15 protein-coding genes are annotated in these 22,318 nt (G+C 54.2%); 1 reads left to right on the forward strand and 14 read right to left on the reverse strand.

Features of this window, described 5'->3' with window-relative positions:
* Nucleotides 1–4: 4 nt before the first annotated feature.
* The 3 genes from C4520_05015 to C4520_05025 all read right to left on the reverse strand — a co-directional run bounded on the left by C4520_05015 (nt 5) and on the right by C4520_05025 (nt 2,962).
* Nucleotides 5–1,381, reverse strand: a complete 1,377-nt coding sequence (locus C4520_05015; GenBank protein ID RJP24054.1) for an MmgE/PrpD family protein — start codon at nt 1,379–1,381, stop codon at nt 5–7.
* Entirely contained in the window at nt 1,378–2,181 is an 804-nt protein-coding gene (locus tag C4520_05020) for a hypothetical protein (GenBank protein RJP24055.1), read from the reverse strand. Before C4520_05020 ends, C4520_05015 begins: the two co-directional genes overlap by 4 nt.
* Nucleotides 2,182–2,344: 163 nt before the next feature.
* The gene (locus tag C4520_05025) at nt 2,345–2,962 is read right to left on the reverse strand and encodes a TetR/AcrR family transcriptional regulator (GenBank protein RJP24056.1); all 618 of its coding nucleotides are present in this window, start codon (nt 2,960–2,962) and stop codon (nt 2,345–2,347) included.
* 323 nt (nt 2,963–3,285) lie between these two features.
* Here C4520_05025 and C4520_05030 point away from each other — a divergent pair, with 323 nt between their 5' ends.
* A complete protein-coding gene (locus C4520_05030; protein ID RJP24057.1) occupies nt 3,286–4,401 on the forward strand; it encodes a hypothetical protein in 1,116 nt (371 codons plus the stop codon).
* A 104-nt stretch (nt 4,402–4,505) separates the two neighbouring features.
* Here C4520_05030 and C4520_05035 read toward each other — a convergent pair whose 3' ends face one another.
* The 11 genes from C4520_05035 to C4520_05085 form a co-directional block, all read right to left on the reverse strand.
* The gene (locus tag C4520_05035) at nt 4,506–7,229 is read right to left on the reverse strand and encodes a hypothetical protein (GenBank protein RJP24058.1); all 2,724 of its coding nucleotides are present in this window, start codon (nt 7,227–7,229) and stop codon (nt 4,506–4,508) included.
* Nucleotides 7,230–7,330: 101 nt separating this feature from the next.
* Nucleotides 7,331–13,168: a PKD domain-containing protein gene (locus C4520_05040; protein RJP24059.1), complete on the reverse strand. Its 5,838-nt coding sequence runs from the start codon at nt 13,166–13,168 to the stop codon at nt 7,331–7,333.
* A 547-nt stretch (nt 13,169–13,715) separates the two neighbouring features.
* Nucleotides 13,716–14,282, reverse strand: a complete 567-nt coding sequence (locus C4520_05045; protein ID RJP24060.1) for an aminodeoxychorismate/anthranilate synthase component II — start codon at nt 14,280–14,282, stop codon at nt 13,716–13,718.
* A 30-nt stretch (nt 14,283–14,312) separates the two neighbouring features.
* The gene (gene trpE / locus C4520_05050) at nt 14,313–15,785 is read right to left on the reverse strand and encodes an anthranilate synthase component I (protein ID RJP24061.1); all 1,473 of its coding nucleotides are present in this window, start codon (nt 15,783–15,785) and stop codon (nt 14,313–14,315) included.
* A 16-nt stretch (nt 15,786–15,801) separates the two neighbouring features.
* Nucleotides 15,802–16,191, reverse strand: coding sequence for a phosphoribosyl-AMP cyclohydrolase (hisI, locus tag C4520_05055; GenBank protein ID RJP24062.1), 390 nt, complete (start codon nt 16,189–16,191; stop codon nt 15,802–15,804).
* Complete coding sequence (hisF, locus tag C4520_05060; GenBank protein RJP24063.1) at nt 16,188–16,958, reverse strand: imidazole glycerol phosphate synthase subunit HisF; 771 nt, start codon at nt 16,956–16,958, stop codon at nt 16,188–16,190. Before hisF ends, hisI begins: the two co-directional genes overlap by 4 nt.
* Entirely contained in the window at nt 16,927–17,556 is a 630-nt protein-coding gene (amaP, locus tag C4520_05065; GenBank protein RJP24064.1) for an alkaline shock response membrane anchor protein AmaP, read from the reverse strand. The genes hisF and amaP overlap by 32 nt, the downstream gene beginning before the upstream one ends.
* A gap of 16 nt (nt 17,557–17,572) precedes the next feature.
* Nucleotides 17,573–18,628, reverse strand: coding sequence for an aminopeptidase P family protein (locus C4520_05070; protein ID RJP24065.1), 1,056 nt, complete (start codon nt 18,626–18,628; stop codon nt 17,573–17,575).
* Between the two features lie 4 nt (nt 18,629–18,632).
* A complete protein-coding gene (gene aroQ / locus C4520_05075) occupies nt 18,633–19,061 on the reverse strand; it encodes a type II 3-dehydroquinate dehydratase (GenBank protein ID RJP24066.1) in 429 nt (142 codons plus the stop codon).
* 16 nt (nt 19,062–19,077) lie between these two features.
* Nucleotides 19,078–21,189, reverse strand: a complete 2,112-nt coding sequence (locus C4520_05080; protein ID RJP24067.1) for a hypothetical protein — start codon at nt 21,187–21,189, stop codon at nt 19,078–19,080.
* Nucleotides 21,116–22,306, reverse strand: coding sequence for an undecaprenyl/decaprenyl-phosphate alpha-N-acetylglucosaminyl 1-phosphate transferase (locus C4520_05085; protein RJP24068.1), 1,191 nt, complete (start codon nt 22,304–22,306; stop codon nt 21,116–21,118). Before C4520_05085 ends, C4520_05080 begins: the two co-directional genes overlap by 74 nt.
* Between the last annotated feature and the right edge of the window lie 12 nt (nt 22,307–22,318).

The following is a 22,318-nucleotide window of genomic DNA, read 5'->3' on the forward strand; positions in this document are numbered from 1 at the left end:
CTTTCTACGGTTGACAGAGAACGAGCAGGTCTTTCATGTTTTTCTGCGATGCCAGACCTTGGACAAATTCCAGGATGGCATCAGTCCGCCCCGGCGGCAGCAGCCGATCCGCGAACGAGCGGAACTTGCGGATAAGGTCTGCTTTCCTGCGGTCTTTATCTGAGCCTATTTCGTAGGTATCGGCTCGACTTTTCAGTTCGCGCCCATCGACGGTGCGCACAATTACCTCGGCTTGAGTCAACCCGAAATCGTCGCTCGCGATTACAGTCACTTTTTTTCGCAATGCGACCAGAGGCGGGCTCAGCACCTTATCATTAGTGAAATCGGTCTCGCCGGTCTGCCCTTCGGCCAGAGCGAGCGCCGCGCAATAGGACAAGCTGAATTTGCCCTCGAGACCCGTTTTCGGCTCGGGTTTGCCTGCTATCTCCACCGCAACGGGAACGGCATTCACTACGATTTCCCGGACCTCCTCCGGCTTCACCTGTTCGCGCAGCCGGAGGGCGGCATCGATAGTCGGGTGCGTTTCAAAACATGAAGCATGCCTTTTGAACATGACATTGCCGATCGTATAGGTTTTGCAGAGATCCTCAACGATTAATTCGGGATTGCATTCGGGCGAGAGGACTCTGCAGAACCCGCTTTCGCCCGCAAGGATATCATCCGAGCAGGTAAATCCTTTTTCCGCCAGGAGGGCCGCCAAGAGTCCGTCGGCGGCCGCTTTGCCTGCATGGAAAGGCTTGGTCATTGTACCGAATACTTGTTTCAGACCGGCCGCCTGAGTGCCGGCGATTCCGACTGCATACACGAGCTTATCGACTGGCAGGCGCAACAACTTGGCGCAGGCGACGGCGGCCCCAAACCGTCCGATACTCGAGGTAGCGTGCCAGCCCTGCTGGTAATGAAACGGGAGGACAGCGGATCCGATTCGGCACTCGGCCTCGAATCCTACAATGAAGGCGGTGAGAAAGTCGCGTCCGTGAACTTTTTTATTTTCTGCGAGAGCAAGGACGGCAGGCATGAGTGGGACGGTCGGATGTCCCATCATCATGAAGTGGACGTCGTCGAAATCGAGCGCATGCGAGGCTGAGCCGTTTATGAGGGCGGCGTTCAGCATAGAGGTTTTCAGATTGCGTCCGATGAGGCTGCACTGCTTTTTTCCGCCGAGCGCGCCGGTCACCTCGAGAAGGATATCAGTGAGCGGTTCATGCGCGCCTCCGAGCGTCACGCCCAGCCAATCGATGAGACAAAGCTTCGCTTCGGCCACGGCCTCTTTGGGCAGGTCTTGAAAGGCAATTCGCTCAACGGTTTCACAAAGAGCGCGAGTGATATTCATACGGGCCTCCGATCTTCCCGATTCCTGGCATCGGCACGGAACTTTCATTTACCTTTGAATTCGGCTTTTCGGCGACCGAAGAAGGCGGTTACGCCCTCCTGCACGTCTTCGCTGAGAAAGCAGGTTGTGCTGATGCGGTCGAGCTCTGCCAGCACCTCGGAATCTCGAGCGCGATCGAGCATGACGTGACTGAGACAGGTTTGAAGGACCTTTTTGCTGCCACGAACCGAGAGCGGTGCGTTCTCGGAGATCTTGAGGGCGATCTCATAGGTGAAGGATTCGAGTTGTTGTTTCGGCACGACATAGTTGGCGAGGCCGACTTCGCGCGCCCGCTGAGCGTCGAGAGGTCGACCGATGAAAAAAATTTCGCGCGCCGTCGCGATGCCGGCAAGGTCGACGACTCGCTGGTAGTTCTCATAATTCAGCATGACGCCGAGTTTGGCCGACGGGATGCCGACTTTGGCGACATCGGCAAGAATGCGAAGATCGCAGGCGACCGCAAGCTCGCAACCTGCACCGAGAGCGTATCCCTGAATCATTGCGATCACGGGGTTGCGGTGTCGTTCGATGCTTTGCAGTGCGGTTTCGATAAGGAGTCCATATCGGCGTGATTTTTCTTCGCTGGTCCAGACTTCGAACTCCGAGATATCGGCGCCCGAGGCAAAGGCCTTCTCCCCCGCTCCGCGGATGACGACGCAGCGGACATCGTTGTCGCCATTGAGCTCGGTCATCGTGTCGGCGAGCCATTTCCACATGTAAGAAGCCATTGCATTTCGCTGGTCGGGGCGATTTATGGTGATGGTGGCGACGTAGCCGTCTCTGGATAGCAGCATGGAATTGTCATTCATGTACAACCCTCCGAAAACGCCCGCATGATTGTGATATCGGGTTCGATCTTCTGTTCGTGAAAGATTCGGTTACTTTCGACTCGTCCTCAAGAGAAGGTGGAGACGCAGAAACATTTGTCTAATGGAAACCTCGAGGGCTCTGACCGCGCGATGCCAAGAGCAATCATTTTGCATGTATTCCTTCAAGAATCCATCGTTCGAGATCGTGAAAAAGGAGGTCGTAATTAGCGTGTTGAGGGTCGAGATGACCGATCATCGTTGTTCCGTGGCAGCACCCGATCAAGACATAGGCTAGCGCCTGGGAGTCCATATCCTTTCGAAACACGCCTTCTTTCTTTCCGCGTTCCAGCATTTCGACCAGGCTTTGCTGCCATTCCGCCAGGATGCTCCTGATGCGATCGGAAAACACCGACTCGGTCTCCATCATTTCCGCGGTAAGGACCGCCAGCAATGCGCATCCATGGAAAATCTCGCCACGGTTCATCTGCGTCATGATCTCGACCATTCGACGAAAGCGAGCGGAGGCTGCGGGCTCGCCTGCAATGGCATCGAGGACATGTTCATTCCAGAAATTTTTTGCGAATTCGAGCGCGGCCAGTCCCAGTTCTTCCTTGCTCTTGAAGTAGAAGTAAAATCCTCCTTTGGTGATGGAGGCTCGATCGAGAATCTGCGCCAGCGAGGTATTGTGGTACCCCTGCCTGCGGAAGAGTTCCATGGCAGCGCGAATGATGCGCTCGCGGGTCCGGGAGTGAGACGACTCGACGGTAGGAAGTGAATCCATTTCCAAAAAAATCCTCGTACTTTGCAAAGTCCTCTCGAAGAACTGCCGGATTAAGGGTGAGAGCCTTGAGAGGATTATTTCAGGGCGTGCGCCCGCGTTATAATAATGGGAGAAATGAACCTGACCTTTTCAGCCGGAGCTGCAATGAAAAATCCGACGTGGGCGCCATGCCCGTTTGCGTGTAACTTTATCAAAGCGAGCAAGTCTTTGTCAAGAGCCGTTGACAAAATCCTAATGCGCAAAATACAATAGATATTACTGTTCCGAACCTTCAGGGCAAAAGCAAGAAAAGCACGAACCGGAGGATGGGTATCTTGAGGAAGATGATTTATTTTGCAGCGGTGCTTTTGGCAGTAAGTTGGTGCGCTCACGGTTTCGCTCAGCCGGCGAAGGTGCTATTTTTTGAGGCGGCCCTTTCGCCGGCGGATATGATAGTCAGCGCCGAGCCGACCGGTTACTCGAAACTTGTGGAACTGCTGAAGAGTGAGGGCATGCTGGTCGCCTCGATGTCCACGGGAGAGATCACACGAGAAAAGCTGAAGCCATATGAGATCGCGGTACTCCACTGCAGCCCGGAGCGACCGCTTCAGAACCGCGAGGTTTCAGCTCTTGTCTGGTTTGTGGCGCAGGAGGGTGGAAGCCTGTTCGTGCACGGGGGCGACTCACGTATTGTCAATCCTCTCATCGAGATTTTTGGTATTTCAATGGATGGGAGCAATTTAATCGATCCGTCATCGTCGATGGAAGACGATGCGAGCGGCCGCAGGCTGATCCTCACCAATTTTTCGGGAGCTTCCGGTTTTGAGACAGAGGGTGTCGGGTCGATAGGGTTTTATGGCGGCTCTCCCCTGGTTCTTTCTCAAGATGCTTCGGCAATCCTGCTTGGGGACGAGGATTCATACTCAGAGGATGGCTTTTACAGTATCGGGTCATTTCCTCCCGTCGGGGCAGTGGCGTATCTTGGACCGGGACTAGTACTGGTGAAAAGCGACCGAGCGATGTTAAACAATGAGCACTTTGAGGAGTATGAAAACAGCAAATGGGCTCGTGAAGCATTTGCGCAACTGGTGAAAGCCCATGCGACCTCATTGGAGCGAAATGAGAGTATCCTCGGCTTGCGCTCACACATCTCGGACCTCGAGAAAACCGTCAGCGAGTTTTCCGAGAAAATAGCGAAGTACGAGGGCGACCTGACGGTAGGCTACGAGAGGACGAAAGGGCTGCAGGCCGAACTGCGAGCGGTTGAAAAAGACAACGAGGAACTTGGCCTGAAACTGAATACTGTTCAAGCCGAGCGGGATACTCTGAGCAAGGCTCTTTCCCGCTACGAGAGCGCCGATGTCCGAAAAATGGTAGCGATTTTTGTGGGAGCTGTTCTTATAATCGCCTTTTTCATCGGGTTTTCGATTGGGCGATGGTCGCTGCGGTCAAGAGCATGAAAAAGGCGGATTTGCCCGTTTTGCGGGATGCCAGATAAAGAGAGAGATTAAAAATCCCCGGGGCGTCGAAGAGGCGCCCCGGGGATTTGTTTTGTCAGAGTTTTTCAGAAGCGACTGGTTTCAGCGCGCTCGCCTCTCATTGCTATCATTCCCGCAAGAATCAGCAGAGACAGGACGACAATCGCCTTCTGAGCGGACGATGTAACCAGCACTGCATTAGCAAAGGCCACCAATGGAATCAAAGCTGCCCTGACCACGGCTTGCAGCGTGGAATGCTCGACGATAACCGAGGCGATCGGCGGGGAAACGTGATAATACAGCTTTACGAAACTGCGGCCCGCCCAATTGGGAAGCAGGTACTGATCGCGGAAATCGCGCAGGATCGTGAGTTGGCGCGTGTCCTCTGAACCATACGCCGCGGTGGCAATAAAGCAGGGGCTTCCGCCACCGCCACCGCCGCCAGGAGGAACAAACGGAACAACTTGCAGGGTTACCGTATCGGTATCCGTTTCGCCCGTTTCCGCCGACATGACGGTCAATTCAAAGATGTATGTGTTGAGTGGTTCGGGGTCTTCTCCCGGAGGCGGCTCAATAAAGGCCGGCGCATCAAATGTGGGAAACGGAGTATCGCTTTCCTGCAAAACCGGACCGCCCGGAGTAAGAGAACTCCAGCTATAGAGCACAGGTTTTAAATGATATTCCTCGATCGTTCCACTGATGACAGAAATTCCACCGCTCAAAGAGCCGTCGAGAGTCGCCGGGGTTGTTGCCATTGCGGTTACAGGAGAACCTGCCTCTGCAACCACAGTGGGGAATGGAGAGAGCGGATTGTCATTTCTTATCACGTATATAGTGAAAGAATCATTATAGAGGCCGGCCGTCGTACCGATGTTCTGCATAGTTGCAGTGAATACGCCTTCTGTAGTTGGCGGTTGCCATCGCCCCGTGAAGACACCGTCATTGGCGACCAGATCATGGGGAGGGCCGGTATCCGTTAAGGTTACATTGGTCGAACCGGGGATTGAGACCGTTACAGTTCCGCCCGCGGAGTCCCCGCAGTTGATGTGCAATGCCGAGAAGGTTATGGGAAAACTGAAAGTCCCTGTTGAATTGCAGATGGCGGTGATCTGATTTCGGCCGGGGACGAGCCGTTGTCCGATCTCTCCAGCGGAATCCCACCATACCTTGTACTGACTTGTGGCCGGGAGCAATCGCGCCTGAATTTCCATTCCCGCCATGCACAAGCCGACTGCCCGATTTACGTCAAGCCTTCTCCCGGTGACTGTGAAAGAGGCATCACGGTCGTTAAGCACACCTCCTGAAAGGATTCTGTTGCGAGCCTGAGACCAATGAGTCAGCGGAGCCCATAACGGATTATTTGCGAAGACCAACCCGAGCGCCCCTGTGACATGCGGAGCAGCAAATGACGTTCCGTTCAGAGTACCCGGTGCAAAAAGGCCTCCGGGCAGGGTACTGTAAAGTTCGGTTCCGGGGGCCCCAATCATCACGCGGTTATTCCCATAGAAAGCAAAGCTGGCAAGAGTCGCATCACGGTTTAAAGCGGTGGTCGTAATGAGATTTGGCAGGTAATAGCCGGCGGGATAGAGAGGCATTTCATCGATATCCACCTGCGGCAAGGAACCCAAGGCAGGATCGAAGGCATTACCGGCTGCAGCAACAAAAGCGATGCCGTTCTGCGACCGTAAAAGGTCTATAGAATCCCTCTCATTGATGTGAAAGCCAGCTCCGATAAAAGAGGCATTCACGGCGATGATGGGCACGCCTTCGCTTTTTGCCATGAAATTAATATAATTCAAAGCGGCAAGCTCGCTGAAGACTGTGCCTTCACCGCTGGCGGAAATGAATTTGCAGGCCATGATCTTCACGTACCAGTTGACACCGACCAGGCCCCACGAATTACGAACGGCTCCAATGATTCCCGCTACTGACGTTCCATGACCGTGGTCATCCATTGGGTCTCCGGCGCGCGGATTCGTCAGGGGATCCTCTATGATCGAATTTATGCCGAAAATATCGTCGATGTAGATATTGCTGTCGCTCGAGACACCGTCCAATGCGACGCCGTCAAAATCATCGACAATTCCATCGCCATCATCATCGACTCCATTGAAATCCAAAATCGGCAGCCAGCCGCCGGTTACCCTGGGTCCCCAGCCATCTGCCAATGTTTGTCCATCGAAATCGTCGGCGATTGTATCGGTATCTTCGGCTTCATCGATTCCATTCAGCATGCGGGCGATCAAGTTTCCGCCGGCGTCATTTATCAACTCGTCTTCATTCACCCACATATTTGGAGCAAGATCCGGATGGGTATAATCCACGCCGGTATCGAGGACAACGATCACCAAGTCGGGATCTCCGGTAGTGTGATCCCAGGCCCCGGGTGCGTCAATGGAGCGCATATTGAATTGAAATCCCCAAAAGCTCTCATCGGTGGGCTCGAGCTGCGAAAACCGATAATAGTTGGGTGAGGCGTAAAGAACATCGGGATTGCTCGCATATAAAGAAATGGCTTCAGGAACGGATAGATCGGCGGGTAACTTAACGAGCTCGATATTTCTGCCGGTTTCTCTGATCGTCGAGGCTCCGAGCGATGCATTCGCTCTGGAGGAAACATCGGGCGCGGTGCCCTCTTTCCAAGTAACCAGAAGCTCGCCCTCATTGTAAGCGGCGCCGGGGGAAATGGAAAAGGAAGGATCAGCCGGCGACGCGTCCGATTGTGTTTTTTCGGCGATCGAAATCAGTGCGATTAGGGCGGGAATGAGAAAAATGCCCACAAGGAATGAAACTTTCAAGCGCTTTTCCATTGGTTCCTCCCAGGTGCTTCTCCCTTTTACGAGCCGGTATCGTGGGGGTAGGCACGCCCCCCACGAATAGGCAACCAGCGGATAGTATTATACTCTATTTGTCAATTTTTATGGAAGGACCACACTTCATCGCTGGTTATGACAGTTCGCGGTTGTTTGCTTCGATCAGTTCCGCGAACGCGCCAGTAGATCTGGGAACCCGCCGGCACTTTATTCCAGGCAGGCAGAGGCAGTGACCAGCTCGTTCCGGTAATAACCTTTCCGAGGTCCTCATAACTTGATTTCCAGGGTCCACTCGGTGAGAGAGCGAATTCGACGGCGAACGCGTTGTCTTGTCCGCCGTCACATGTCCATGAGAAAGCCGGCGGCGATGACAGCGCCTGTCCGCTGCGCGGAGCAATCAGATTGATTTGCGTGAGCTCGCTGCTGCCGACGGTCAGATAAACATCAAGATATTGAGGCGAATTATCGGCCCCTGGAGCCGAAACGGTAATTCTGGCGGTATATGTGCCCGGCGCCATACTTGAGGAAGTATAGGTGACGGTGATAACGTCTTCCTCCCCGGTTGAGGTTCCACTCGTGGGGCTGAGCCAGAACCAATAGGCGCTTTCGGTAATTTGGTAGCTCAGCATGCCTGAGCCGGCGTTCTTGACGGTGAAGGTTTGCGCGGGCGCGTTGGAGCCCGCGGGACACGAATTGTTCAGGACGGCCGGATCGAGCGCTATGACGGGATTGCAGCTTGTGAGCACGATGGTCTTGATTTCCTCATCCCATTTCGTGAGGCCGTCACCCGACTGCAGGGTAACGATGTAGGTACCGGGACTTGTATAGAGATGTAACGGATTCTGCTCGGTGCTCGTCGTGCCGTCGCCGAAGAACCAGCACCATTCTGCGGGATCGCACATCGAGAGGTCGGTAAATTGAATTGTGCCTGGAGTGCAGGCATCGGTTGGCGAATACGAGAAGTCGGCGGTGAAGTTATCAGCAACCCTGATTGTAATCGGCTGGGTCGTGTCCACTCCGCAACTGTTGCCGGCCGTCATGACGACCGTGTATTCGCCCGCTGCCGAATACGCGTGGGTCGGATTCTGTTCCGGGCTGGTCGAGCCGTCGCCGAAATCCCACAGGTACTCCGTCGGATTTCCGGTGCTTATGTCGGTGAACTGGAGTTCCTCCCCCACGTACGCACACGCTCTCTCCGCCAGGTACATGGCCACAGGAGCGTCATAGACAACGACCTCGACGCACTTCTCATTGTCAGTAATTCCGTTGCCGGCAGTCAGGCATACCGCGTATGTGCCGGGTTCGGAATACAGATGTGAAGGATTCTGTTCGGAGCTTGTCTGGCCATCGCCGAAATCCCACAGCCATTCGGTCGGTTCGCACGTGGAAAGGTCGGTGAATGTTACGGTCGCGGGCGCACACCCATCGGTCGGGCTGTACGAGAAATCCGCAATCAGGGCGCCGACAACAGTGACGGTTTTCGTTGTGGAAGAACCGGGCGGGCAGTTATTGGAGACGGTAAGCGTGACGGTGAAATCACCTGCGCTTGTGTACGTATGAGACGGGTCCGGCAGGGTGCTTGTCTTGCCGTCGCCGAAATCCCAGAGATACTGCGTGGGATTGCCGGTGCTGGTGCTGGTGAACTGAACCGGTTGATTGATGCAGGTATAGTTCTTATCCATGATAAAGTCGGCCGTCGGCGGCTCGCTTGCGGTAATGGCCTTGCACGTGGTGTGCGAGCCCCACGCATTTGTGGCGGTCAGACAAACCTGGTAAGTGCCCATACCGGTGAAGGTGTGGCACGGGTTTTCTTCGGTACTGATCTGGCCGTCGTCAAAGTCCCACAGATAAGTGATAGGTCCTTCTCCGATCGTGTCATTCGTGAAGCAAACACTCATAGGCGCGCACCCGCTGGTTTCGCTCGCGGTGAATCTGGCGATCGGCTCTGGGCGTTGAGACGGCCACAGAGTAGCGGATGTGGAGGCGGTCGGTCCCGGCCCGTTGAAAGGCGGATACTGCGGAATTCCGATTACGTTGTTGCGGTACGGCATGATTCTGAATTCGACGGTTCGTCCTGCCAGGAAGGGCGGCCCGTCAAAGAAGTAGCTGGTTGCATCAGCCTGCAGGAGGCTGTCCGGCAGCGGTGTGAATTCGCCGTAGACGTTGGACTCGATCCAGTAGCCGCTTTCATTTTCATTGAAATAGGGAGTGCCGGGATCATCTGCGTTGGTATCCTCCCACAGGAGCAGAATCTGATGAGACGGGTCGGTGATCAGGGGAGATTCCAGTGTTGCCCGGAAGTTTTCGACGGGCTGCAGAAGTGTGGTGCGGGTGGCGTTGAAGACGTTTGTGGCCATGGATTCGGTCGAGCGAGTGCGAACGCCATCGGAATCGACAAAGCCCATGCCGCGACGTGTCCACGGATGCACCTGGTAATAGCTGATAGCGTCGTACGGACGGTTGCCGCCGGCTTCGATCTGATGCGGCGCCGGGGCGTCAGGGCTATCAGGTCCCCAACTGATCATGGCGACGGAGAAGTTATCTTCATTCCGCTCGAATGTCGGGCTGGTTTGAATGACGAGGAAGAAATCATCGCCGGCATCGGTGCCCGCGTCGGTAGGCGGGACAGGTTGCCGGTTTTCGGGAGACGAGAAGACCATGAGCACCTGATTCGGGTCGTCTCCGATGAGGCCGACGCGCGATGGATTGACGCCCAACGTTTCGGAGGTGTCATCCATGATAACGAGCGTGTCGACGGCGGGCCCATCAAAAATACCGTTTCCATTAGCGTCCCTGTAGAGCTGGATACCGCTCATTGCGGTGTCCCTTCCATTGATTCCCTCGAAGGGCAGCAGGTCGGAGACGATATTGAAGCTGTCGCGTGTTCCATATTGGAGGAATGCGATCACGAGCATTTCCAGGTAGACGTCGACTCCACCCTCTGCAGCCGGCGGGCGGTTGGTGTACATATTGAATCCCATGACGGGCACCATTCCGCTGTTAGCGTCGATTTCCTGGCCGGGCTGAACGAGGCCGTGCAGTTTGACGGGCACATTCGCGAGCACGCTGTGCACGTTGTCGCCGGGGCTTTCCGGATCAATCAGAGCGGCGGGCTCCAGGACGGTTGATCCGCTCGAGAGACCGAGGCCGTCGTGGGGAATCTCGATTTTGATTTCGTCGCCGTAGCTGATGGTATCGGTGGTCTGGATACAGATGAAATAATCGGCGCCGCTGAAGACGGTATCCTGCGGCCAACCCGAATCCGGAAGTATCTCAAAATTATCAGTGAATACATCAAGAGACTCTTCAGGCTCGATGTCGTCATCAGGATAAATACGCGCTTTGTGCTGCGCGCTGTCGGGCGTGAGAATGAGGTAATACCCGGTTCCGTCATTTCTCCATGTCCAGGGGGTCACCGGGATGGGGGATTCCTCTTCGGGATTGATGAGAGCGCCGTACGAGCTTCCCGGAGGCGGATGGTTCCACAGGTCATTGAAGATATCGAAGACACCGACCGTTCGCAATCCGACATCATGGTAGGGACTCTTGTCGTCCCTCACCAGGAGCACGTCCTCGATATCGGTAGGATCGAAGCCTTCGCCCGAGAAGTTGAGTCTGATATCGGTGATATAGGGTTCCATCGCAGGATTATCAAGAGTGGGGATATCGCTTCGAGCCGCATTGATAGCGATCAATGAGGTGGGCAGACTTGTCGCGTTCACGCGCTGGGGTATGGGATTCGAGCAACATCCGTAGTTCATTGAGAGGTCCTGTCCCCACATGACTGCGGCGAGTGTGCTCATTTCCAGATATACGTATGGATCAGGTGAATGAGCGAGAATGGTGAGACTATCAAGCGGAGTCGATCTGCCGAAGCGCACGGCCGGTGTCTGGGGGATATTATCAGAGTTGTAATCGATTCTGTCCCAGACGCCGTCCCTGTTCAAATCCTCCGCGCGTTCGAGCGATATCTTGAAATCGGCGGCGACATTTACGGATGTTCCGTCGCCTGCCGTGTCTGAATCGTCCGCGTATCCTGAATCGAGGCGGAAGACGACAAAGAAGTCCGATTTGTGGTCAGAGATCGACTCTAATTCCGGCGGATCCAGAAACTCAAGTTGAAGCATATAATGAGTTTCATCGAAGTTAGTATTATACCAATCGGCGGTAAAGAGGCCGGGAGTCAAAACGACATTCGCCAGCACCGGCTGGTCGCCCGCCGTCGGATCGAAGTTAAAATACTCGTCGAGCGGAGGCTCGGTGTATTCTCCGTCGCCGTTGGTATCCTCATAGACAGTTATGCCGCTGAAAAACGAGTTTAGTATGCAGGCGCAACTAATAGGATCGATTCCGAATGAAGGATCGAAATCGATCATCGAGCGCAGGGTGGGCCCCAGGTTGGAGAGCGTCAGGGTGATACCGGTCAAATACTCGGGATTATCCGCGGTGCCGCCAGCGAGGTCAAGTGCAATGATCTCATGTCGCCGCTCGAGGGTAGCGGCAATCGGCTGCTCGAACGATCCCACGTACGCCTCGATCGTATCGCGTCCAAGACCGGAAAACAGGCGGTCGCGCTCGCCGAGATACTTCCATCTGAGATTATCTCCCAATACCGCGTAATGATAGCGAAGCCAAACATCCAGATCCTCCGCCTCCGCGTAAGAGCCGGGATAGGTGTGATATTGGCTATCCAGATCAGTTCTATCCATTGCAATCGGCTGCAAATCGAGAACGAGCCCTTCGGGGACTATGGCGCCCGTGACAAAGTCGGTTGCTTCGAAAGGCGGGAAAAAGAAGTGTTCGCCGGCGCCTGTAGGAGGCACATAAATTGCCCCTGGTCTCAAGACAACATGGAAGTCATCGACCGCATCGTAGTCTTCGTCATCGAAATCCGAATCGATTGTATCGCTGGTTCGGATACAGATAAAGAAGTCGTTTCCCGCATAATCTCCCTGGTCGTCCACCGGAAGAATAGCGTCAAGTTCGTCCGGCGGAACGGTAATGATGACGTCGAATGAGGTAGACGGTGGTATCCCTCCCGGCGACGGCGCCGAAGCGATTGGATCACCATCGGTCGCCGGATCAAAGATACCGTTTCTCTCGCCCATGGAGTCGCGGTACAACTCGAATGAGATGAAATCCGAGGGGGTTACCTCCTGTAATCCATCCTCGGGAAACTCGCCTTCGTTTTCAATGGTGACTATCACATACGCAATTCTGTATTCCTGCTGGGCATATCCATTGAGGCCGATTACCTCCACTGGTCCCGATCTCGGCAGAATGCCTTGTCCAGGTGTAACCAGGGATGAGATCGTCAAAGTTGCAGCCATTAAATTAACAGTGATCGGTCCGGCGACAACGTCCGCATCGGGGAATGTGCCGCTCCACGGAGGATTTGCTCTCGTAATGAGAATACCATTGGCAGGAAGAACGAGGCTAAAACTCTGGCCCTCCTGAATAGAGGAGCTGGTTTGAAAGACGACAAAGAGGTCGTTGCCGTAGTTCTCTGCCAGATTATCAAGCGGAATCGTGTAAGTAAGGTCGAAATTTACCGAGAATGCAACCCCAACCTTTCCCAGATCCACAACGGAACCGGTAGAAATGGACTGATCCGAAGAATCGAATTGTCCAGGTAAGGTCCCGGAGTCGCGGTAGATTCTGAATGAACCAAAATCAGTTGGAACGATAGGCAGTCCGGTTCCCTCATCAATGACATCGAGTACAATGTTCTCCATTCTTAGCGTTTCGCCTGTGACATAGGTGTTGATGCCGAAAGCCGCAGTTGGGGGAGATGCGGGAGATGTAGTGGCCCCAGCCGTCAGAAGCGCCTCAGCGTCGAGAGTTATGGCCGGTTCTTGGGCGGCTGCGCCCGCAGGGATGAAGAGAAGGACGGTGAGAAGAATGAGAAATGATAATACTCGCTTGCCTGATAACATGATGCTCCCTCCTGACTATGACCTCACCTCTTTCTGCTACCGGAACCGGTAAGCTGCTCGGGCTCCATCATGAGGGATTTCCGATTACCGGTTTAGTACCAGAATAACCAATCGCTTCCCGTGCTTCAGTTAAGTAGGCCTTGATATTGATGAAAAAAAATAGAAAGTATTAACATTTCTTGCTTAAGATAAACCGGCAGCGATGATTATATTTAAAGCATGTGTGATTGTCAAGAGGAAAACGGGGTAAACCATTGGTAAACCGTGGGATAGGAAGTCCTGCCGCACGGCCTGTATTCATCATCCACCCCCTCGCCTTTTCAGGTTCTCCAATGTGTTAAATATTAATCCACTGGTTAATACGGAGAGATTATACCACCCTCGTCGGAGTTTGTCAACAATTTTCAGCATTTATGGCTTCGGGGGGCCAACAAAAATATATCGATAGGCTATTGAGTAAAAGGACACGGAGAGTCTTAATGATGGGAGGGGAGTTTTTCCTTATGGCAGGAAGAACTATGCCGGTTCAGGCGAACGGAGCGATGGTTTACCGAATGGCGAGGAAATTATTGATAATCTTCATGCCTTCGCGCGTGAGGATGCTTTCGGGATGAAATTGCACGCCGTAGACCGGGTGCTCTCGGTGTTTGAGTCCCATTATCTCGTCTTCTTTGGTGTAGGCGGTGATTTCGAGGCAGTCGGGCAGCGTGTCGCGCTTGACGATCAAAGAATGGTATCGTGTCGCCTCGAAGGGATTGGAGACATCGGCGAACAATTCGTTCTTGATGTGATAAATCATTGATGTTTTGCCGTGCATCAGGCGGTCGGCGCGAATAACGTCGCCTCCGTAGACATAGCCGATGCACTGGTGTCCGAGGCAAACGCCGAGGAGTGGAATTTTAGGGCCGAAGGTTGAGATCGCATCGTTTGAGACGCCGGCCTCGAGAGGAGTGCAGGGGCCGGGCGAGATGATGATGCGGTCAGGGTTGAGCGCGGCGATCTGTTCGACGGTGAGTTTGTCGTTGCGGTAAACGACGAAATCGGGCCTGCTCATCCCTACGTACTGAACGAGGTTATAGGTGAATGAATCGTAATTATCGATGATGAGGATCATTGTTTTGTCTCGATTTTTGAGAGGCAGACTTCATAATCCCGCCTCGGCGATTTCTATGGCTCGGATAACCGCGAGCGCCTTGTTGAGTGTTTCCTTGTATTCGGATGTGGGATCCGAGTCGGCTACGATTCCCGCTCCGGACTGCACGTATGCCATGTCGTCTTTAATGATCAAGGTTCGGATGATGATGCAGGTATCGAGGTTTCCGGAGAAACTGAAATACCCCATCGTGCCACCGTATGGTCCTCGTTTTACCGGCTCGAGTTCCTCGATGATTTCCATGGCGCGGATTTTGGGTGCGCCGGTGAGCGTACCGGCAGGGAACGTGGCGCGCAGCACCTGGAAGCTATCGCAGTCATCGCTGAGGGTTCCCCTGACGTTGGAGACCATGTGCATCACATGCGAATATCTCTCGATCACCATCATTTCGGTCAGATGGACTGACCCGAGTTTGGCGATACGTCCGACGTCGTTGCGCCCGAGGTCGACGAGCATGATGTGCTCCGCCCGCTCCTTTTGATCCGAGAGCAGGTCGCGCTCGAGCTCGGCGTCATCGAATTCCTTGAGCGCGCGGGGACGGGTTCCCGCGATCGGTCTCAGATCGATCACGTCGCCCTCGACGCGGACGAGGAGTTCCGGCGAGGCGCCGACCATTTTCAAGGAACCGAAGTCCAGGTAGAACATGTAGGGAGAGGGGTTGACGGAGCGAAGGGCCCGATACACGTCGAAGGCTGGAGCATTAATCTTAGTGGAGAAGCGTTGAGAGAGAACCACCTGGAAAATATCACCGGCTCGAATATATTCCTTCGCGGCTCGAACGATCTCCTCGAACTCGTCCTGGACGAAGTTCGAGATGATCTCCAGTTTGGGCGGCGACTTGGGCGGGTGATACCTTGGGTAGTTGAGCGGCCGCTGCAAGGTTTCGACCATCATGTCGATCCGGCGGGTTGCTTCGCGATAAGCCTCTTTCGGATTTCCATCGACCTTTGCATTACAGACAACCATGATGTGATGGTTCACGTGGTCGAAAATGAGGATTTTATCTGTGATGACGAAGAAGATGTCTGGCACTTCGAGGTCGTCGGTTGTCTGGTCCGGCAGTTCTTCGAAGAAACGAACCGTATCGTACCCGACATATCCGACGGCGCCGCCGAAAAATCGGGGGACACCTTCGATTTGAACGGGTTTAAAACGAGCCATGAGTTCTTTGAGGACCGACAGCGGGTCATCTGAATGAACGACGGTGGACGCTCCATTTTCGATAATGGTGACTTCCCTGCCCTTGGACTTGAAGATGATCGAGGGGTCGGCGCCCAGAAACGAGTACTGTGCGATCCGATCTCCTCCTTCAATGCTCTCGAGCAGAAACGAGTGGCCGCCCCCATGGATTTTGAGAAATGCGGATACGGGTGTTTCCAGGTCCGCGAGCACTTTTCGATAAACGGGGATCAGGTTTCCGTCGGCGGCTTTTCGTTTAAATTCGTCCCAGGTGGGTGTATACATACCTATTCCGGATTGCCTATTTGTTCTTGCCGTACACTTTGTCGGGATCAAAGAGTCTTGAGCCGACAACTTTCCATTGAGAAGCGCTCTCCAGAAGGTTATGGAAGCACGTCCGGAATCCTTCATGGCAGGCGGCGCCCTTCTGCGTGACCTTCACGAGGATTGTATCGTAATCGCAATCGGTGTAGAGGGTGTCGACATGCTGCACATTTCCCGATGTTTCCCCTTTGCACCAGAGTGTCCGGCGGGAACGGCTGTAGAAGTGGGTTTTCCCGGTGCTGATGGTGAGTTCGAGCGCCTGTCGATTCATGTATGCCAGCATCAAGACCTCGTTCGTGCCGCTGTCCTGGACAATGGCGGGCACAAGCCCATCATGATTGAATTTGACATTTTCCAACGCCTTCATGAAATTGCCGCGGATTCACGCACGCAAACGCCGCGCTCCTTCAGAAACTCCTTGGCTTCTCTAATCGAGAATTTTTGGTAGTGGAATATCGAGGCGGCGAGCACCGCATCGGCGTGTCCATCGGCGAGGGCTTCGTATAAATGGTCGAGGTTGCCGGCCCCGCCCGAAGCGATAACCGGTATTGAGACACGCCGGGCGATTTCGCGCGTCAACTCTATGTCATAACCCTTTTGGGTACCGTCATAGTCCATGCTGGTGAGCAGGATTTCACCGGCTCCGAGCTGGTTCGCGCGCTCCGCCCAGGCAAGCGCATCGATTCCGGTCGGTGTTCGTCCGCCGTGGATGAAGACCTCAAAGCCGGCGGCTGTGCGCTTGGCGTCGATCGCGACAACAATGCACTGACTCCCGAAGCGGTCGGAAGAGCGCGCGATGATGCCGGGATCGTTTACCGCCGTGGTATTAATCGATATTTTGTCTGCGCCTGCCCGCAGCAGCTCACGAATATCCTCGATGGCGCCGATGCCGCCTCCCACAGTCAGTGGCATGAAAACCTGTTCTGCTGTTTTGCTCACAACAGAGAGCATGATGCCGCGTTTTTCATACGAGGCGGTAATATCGAGGAAAACCAACTCATCGGCGTGTTCCTGGTCGTACCGTTTTGCGACCTCGACGGGATCACCGGCATCACGGAGACCGACGAAATTGATTCCCTTAACGACGCGGCCGTCTTTCACGTCAAGGCAGGGGATGATTCGTTTGGCCAGCATCGTTTGTCCATTTCTTGTGGGAAAGAGGGTCGTCGGAAGGCTCAGGCACGGTCGAACGGGAGGTCTTGCTTCGAATGATCTTATCGACGGAAACGACGACTCGCTCAAGATTGTCCAGGCCGAGTCCTTCGCTCAGACGCGCCGCGATTTCCCGCTGAACGCTGTCGCCGACGCTCTTGAGATTTTGCTCCGACCATGCGCTGATGCCAGCACGAATGACCAGTTGATTCTTATTTTTCAGGGTGGTGACTCTCGTTTTCACGTTGCCGGCAAGACGTTGCTCCTGCAGGTGCTTGTTCAGGTAGTCTTCGATGGCGCGCAACGAAATGGAGATCGGCCCCTTCTCTCCCTCGAGAGTCAGGGTGGCCGGCGGAACGCTTCCGCGACCGGCGAGCCAGTAGAGAAACAGGCTCAGCAGGAACAGGACACCTCCGCCGGCGATGAAGAGCCACGGCATATCGATTCGGGTAATGGAGTGAATGAGCATGGCGGTAAACTGTTCATTCAACGCCATCAGGCCGGCCAGCAGCAGCAGAACGGCTCCCAGGAAAAAAACAATACAAAACAAAAGGGATATGCACGATTTGATGAAACTCATGAAAAGTTTCCTTCCCCTACTTCACCGGCCGATGCGGCGACTTCGTCAACAAGCGACATCCGGATTCAGTTGCCAGCGCCATATCTTCGATTCGGACACCGCCGATTTCCGGAATGTAAATGCCGGGCTCCACAGTGAAGACCATTCCGGAGCGGATTTCACCTTTCCCAAAACGTGAGACCGCAGGCGCTTCATGGACTTCCAGCCCTACACCATGTCCGAGGCCGTGTCCAAAGTAGTCGCCATATCCCGCGTCCTCTATGAATTTCCGCGCGACGGCGTCAAGCTCGACGCATGGGATACCGGGTCGAGCGGCCTGAATGGCGGCGGCTTGCGCATTTTCAACTATTTCATAGACTTCCGCTATTTTGGAGTTTATTTTATCGAGCCAGATAGTCCTTGTCAAGTCGGAATGATAGCCTCCAAATTGAGCGCCGATATCGATAACGATCGGCTCGTCGGCTGAGATAGGTTTCTCGGACGAGGCTGCATGAGGCATGGCGGAGCGCGGGCCGGACGCGACGATAAGATCGAACGCTTCCTTCTTCGCCCCCAGCGAACGGAGCAGCGCATTCAGACGATTGGCCACTTCCGCCTCGGTCATTCCCGGTTCGATCTCGGTTGCTATCTGTTCGACGGCGGCATCGGCGATTGCGGCGGCCTTCTCGATCATCAGCAGTTCCGACGGGTCTTTAATCGTCCGAAGGTCTTCCACCCAGTCTTCCGCCGGGATGAGCTCAATCGATTCGATGGCTTTCAGGTGCGCGTATTGTCGATACGTTGTGTGTTCAGCCTCGAAAGCGAGATGGCGAACGCCCAACTCTACGATCTCGCGGGCTACTGTCTGCTCGATCGGGCCGGCGATTTCTCTGTATTCAAAACCCCGTACCTCCCCCTGAATCTGCGTGCGATAGCGAAAATCGCTCAGGATGAGCGCGCGCTCGCGCGTTATCAAGAGAATACACAAGGAACCGGTGAATCCTGAGAGATAGCGGTAGTTAGGATAACTCATGCACAGAAATGCGTCTGCTTCCTCAAATTTTTTCCTCAAATCGGACAGGCGGTTGTTCACGATCTCAGGCTCCTTTTGCCAGCGCGTCCAATGCAAGCAGATAACCGAATGAGCCAAAGCCGGCGATGATGCCGCGGCACACGGGTGTGATCAGAGAGCGGTGGCGAAATTTCTCGCGGGCGGCGACATTCGAGAGATGCACTTCGACGGCGGGAAGCCCGACACCCGAAATGGCGTCGCGCAGGGCGATACTCGTATGAGTATAGGCGCCGGGATTGATGATCAGGGCGTCGTGGCGGCCCGGCATGGAGGCTATCTGGTCTAGCAGTTCGCCCTCATGATTTGACTGAAACGTCTGTACGCCGACGCCGAGCGACTTCGCGTGACGTTCGATATCATCATTAATATCTTTCAGCGATTTACGACCGTAGATATCCGGCTCGCGCCGCCCCAAGAGCTGAAGATTGGGCCCATGAAGTACCAAGATATTCATCTCATCATCTCCTGTTCTAGAACTGCTTGTAATGTTTTGCCAGCTCGGCCGCCAACTCCGCCTCTTTGCCAGCTTTATCCACGTGTCCGAGTGCGGTGTAGATGGTGACAAGATCGGTATGAAATTCCGGATTAACCGGAAAATTTTCAGAGGCCTTCACCTCAGCGAGTAAAGCTTTTTCAAAGAAAGCGCTTTGCTGGGTGATGTTGCCGTTGGTCCAGTAAGCGGTAGCAAGAGACCGCCGGACATACGGCGACAGCGGGTTCAATTCCGCCGCGCGCTCAAAGCATTTGATCGCCTCTGTGATCAAATGAGGCGACTGTTCGAGGCCAGCAAGCCTCAGATAAATTTCTCCCAGCAACTGGTAGGAGTCTGAACTGAATGGATATCGCGAGATGGACTGGTTTAGACGAGGAATCGAGCTTCTTAAAACCTGATATTGGAGATGGGGGTTGCTTTGGAATCCCCGGCTCTGCGCGAATGCGTTCGGAAAGGCGTCTGCCCGTTTTCGTTCGACATCGTCAAAAACTTTCAATGCCGCGAATGACTGATAAAGGAGGAAAACGAAACATAACAGGAACAAACCAAGAACCAGAGCCCGAGGAGTCGTCAGCGAAATGGAAAACTTATCATGTTCGTCATCATCAGCCGGAATCGCAGCCAGCAAACCGAGACAAGCGAAGACCACAGATACAAGCGCCGGCAGATACAACGCAAAATCCACCATGCTGTTGACCAGAAAGGCGACAATGGCGGCGCCCAGCCCGCATGCGATTCCTTGCATCTCGCTCGAGCGGAGCTTTCGCCAGAATGCGTGGAGGGACACCAGCCAGAGGCCGACGAAGAGATTCAGACCGATTATACCGGTCTCGGCACAAACCTGGAGAAAATTATTATGGGCCAATCTTACGGGATAGCCGCCAAGTACCATGTACTTCGGGTATGCGGATTCCCATGCGCCCCATCCGACGCCGACCCACGGATAATCCCGGATCATTATCAATGTAGCTTCCCAATATGACAACCGCTGCTTGACGCTCAGAGAATCCTGCAGCCGTGACATAAACGAAACGCTCTTAACGTCGATTTTGTCTGCGCAATATGCATCCGGCATATGCAGGAAGAGGAGCGACACAACGGCGGCGAGCGCAACACCGGCGACGACGGTCTTCGGCGCTCTTCTTCCCCACACCCAAACTGCTGCGAAGACGACGAGAACGGCGGCTGCGCTCAGTAATCCTCCGCGCGAATACGTCAGCCAGAGACAAAACGGTATGATGATACAGGATATCAGAAAGAGCACGAGCAAGAGGATTTCTCCGGTGCCGGCTGCAACGGAGAGGAAGGCGGAGAGTGTGCCATGCCGACCACTCAGGTTCGAGCGACGCAGTATCAATGAGACACTGCGCCTGGCAGATTCCGTTAAGAACCGGCGTGAATCCCAGGTCCAGCCGAGCGTCAGAGCACCGAGAATTGCAAGGTACAAAGCGTAGGAGTTGGGGTGCAGGAAAGTCGAGAAAATCCGTTGGGTCTCCAATCGGTGAAGGACTCCGGTTCCGATCGGGATCCCTGAGAATGATTGCGTGTCTGCCGTTTTCAGCGCTTGCTCGACATACTGGCGCGTCATCTCGAGTGTGTAGAACTGCTGACCGACGCCGTACAGGTTCACGAGGAATCCCGCCGCCAAAAAAACGACCACACCTGCTTTTATTTTGGACATGTCGCGGAAATTATTGGCGATGACCAGGAACAGAAGCGTGTAGGCGAGAATCTCGTAGATGTATCGGAGGGTCAATCCCTTGTTGATTGTTGTAAAGAACGTGAAGCCGCATACGGCAAAAAATCCGAGCAGGAAGCAGGTGAGCAGACGGTTGTGCAGCACGAGAGCGCCTTTTCGCCATGCCTTGACCAGCCAAAGGAGCGCCAGGACGGCAATCGAGATATTGAAGAAGTGGTTGTGGATCGGATAAGTGCGTCCCGAGATAAAGGGCCGGAGAAATAATACAAGTAGCGTGCCCGAAAAAATCAGGTTGTCCGCAAAATCGTGAACAGAGTCACGAGGAGGGGCTGGTTTTACCTGTTGGTTCGCAGATGTGGATGCCGTTTTCCTTTTTTTCTTCCGGCTCATTCTGATTATTCCATCTTTCGATTATTCGCTTGTTCCTGTCCGCCACCATGAGGAGAATAATGATGGCGAAAATACCCAGCGTCTGCACAAATAACGTTATCGCTCCCGAAAGGCGGAGATATCGAAGCAGGGTCGCCCCCACCCCTACGGCGAAGGAGACGAGATAAATGAAAATCACCGCATCGCGTTTGCTCATCCCGAGATGGACCAGCCGATGCGAGAAATGCCTGTTATCGCCAACGTAGACCGGCAGATGCGCCTTCCAGCGCAGGTAGATGACTCCAACGGTATCGAAAATCGGCACGCCCAGGATAAGAATCGGGGTAAATAATCCCCATGGGCTCATGTGATCGTCCATGTAGAAGGTACCCACGACAGTGAGCGCCGCCAGAACAAAGCCGATGAACATGGCGCCGGCGTCCCCCATGAAGATTCTGGCCGGATTGAAATTATAAATGAGGAACCCGAACAATGTTCCGGCGATGACCAACAGGATAGCGGCGGTAAGAGTTTGATGGAGCGGGAAAACCACGAAAAAGAATATTAGCGCTGCGATCAATGCGACACCCGCGCTGAGACCGTCCATATTATCCAGGAAATTAAAGGCATTCACCATAAGCACTATCCAGAAAATCGTCGCCACCCAGGTAACAGGCGGGAATGAAATGAAGATATCCAAGCGGACCCCGAAGGAGACCACGATAATGCCGGCGAGCACCTGGGCGGCCAGTTTTACCCGCGGGCGGAGCGAGAAAACATCATCAATCAGGCCCGCCAGAAAAATGAGGGTACCTCCGGCCATGATTCCAAGAGCGCGAAGAACGGCCGGCTTCTCCCCCAGCGCCACCGAATACTGGAGATGACGGGCGACATTGGCGATCAACGGAATCTTGTCATTCAGCAGATGAAGCAACCACATGTGAACAGCGACAACACCCAGGAAGGAGACATAGATGGCCACTCCTCCCAGATAGGGAATCGGGCGCTCGTGGTTTTTTCTTCCGGCAGGAAGGTCATAGATCTGAAACCGATGTGAAACCGCGATCATCAGCTTTGTCAGCGCCATAGACAAAAGAACTGATATGCAAAATATATATATATATATTAAAAACCACATATCTGGACCATT

It is taken from the genome of Candidatus Abyssobacteria bacterium SURF_5, assembly GCA_003598085.1.
Lineage (GTDB): Bacteria > Abyssobacteria > SURF-5 > SURF-5 > SURF-5 > SURF-5.

Bases quoted from the DNA above. Each gene is read 5' to 3' on its own strand.
- C4520_05015 (RJP24054.1), bottom strand. From the start codon at position 1,381: ATGAAAGTTCCGTGCCGATGCCAGGAATCGGGAAGATCGGAGGCCCGT.
- C4520_05020 (RJP24055.1), bottom strand. From the start codon at position 2,181: ATGAATGACAATTCCATGCTGCTATCCAGAGACGGCTACGTCGCCACC.
- C4520_05025 (RJP24056.1), bottom strand. From the start codon at position 2,962: ATGGATTCACTTCCTACCGTCGAGTCGTCTCACTCCCGGACCCGCGAG.
- C4520_05030 (RJP24057.1), top strand. From the start codon at position 3,286: ATGATTTATTTTGCAGCGGTGCTTTTGGCAGTAAGTTGGTGCGCTCAC.
- C4520_05035 (RJP24058.1), bottom strand. From the start codon at position 7,229: ATGGAAAAGCGCTTGAAAGTTTCATTCCTTGTGGGCATTTTTCTCATT.
- C4520_05040 (RJP24059.1), bottom strand. From the start codon at position 13,168: ATGTTATCAGGCAAGCGAGTATTATCATTTCTCATTCTTCTCACCGTC.
- C4520_05045 (RJP24060.1), bottom strand. From the start codon at position 14,282: ATGATCCTCATCATCGATAATTACGATTCATTCACCTATAACCTCGTT.
- trpE (RJP24061.1), bottom strand. From the start codon at position 15,785: ATGTATACACCCACCTGGGACGAATTTAAACGAAAAGCCGCCGACGGA.
- hisI (RJP24062.1), bottom strand. From the start codon at position 16,191: ATGAAGGCGTTGGAAAATGTCAAATTCAATCATGATGGGCTTGTGCCC.
- hisF (RJP24063.1), bottom strand. From the start codon at position 16,958: ATGCTGGCCAAACGAATCATCCCCTGCCTTGACGTGAAAGACGGCCGC.
- amaP (RJP24064.1), bottom strand. From the start codon at position 17,556: ATGAGTTTCATCAAATCGTGCATATCCCTTTTGTTTTGTATTGTTTTT.
- aroQ (RJP24066.1), bottom strand. From the start codon at position 19,061: ATGAATATCTTGGTACTTCATGGGCCCAATCTTCAGCTCTTGGGGCGG.
- C4520_05080 (RJP24067.1), bottom strand. From the start codon at position 21,189: ATGAGCCGGAAGAAAAAAAGGAAAACGGCATCCACATCTGCGAACCAA.
- C4520_05085 (RJP24068.1), bottom strand. From the start codon at position 22,306: ATGTGGTTTTTAATATATATATATATATTTTGCATATCAGTTCTTTTG.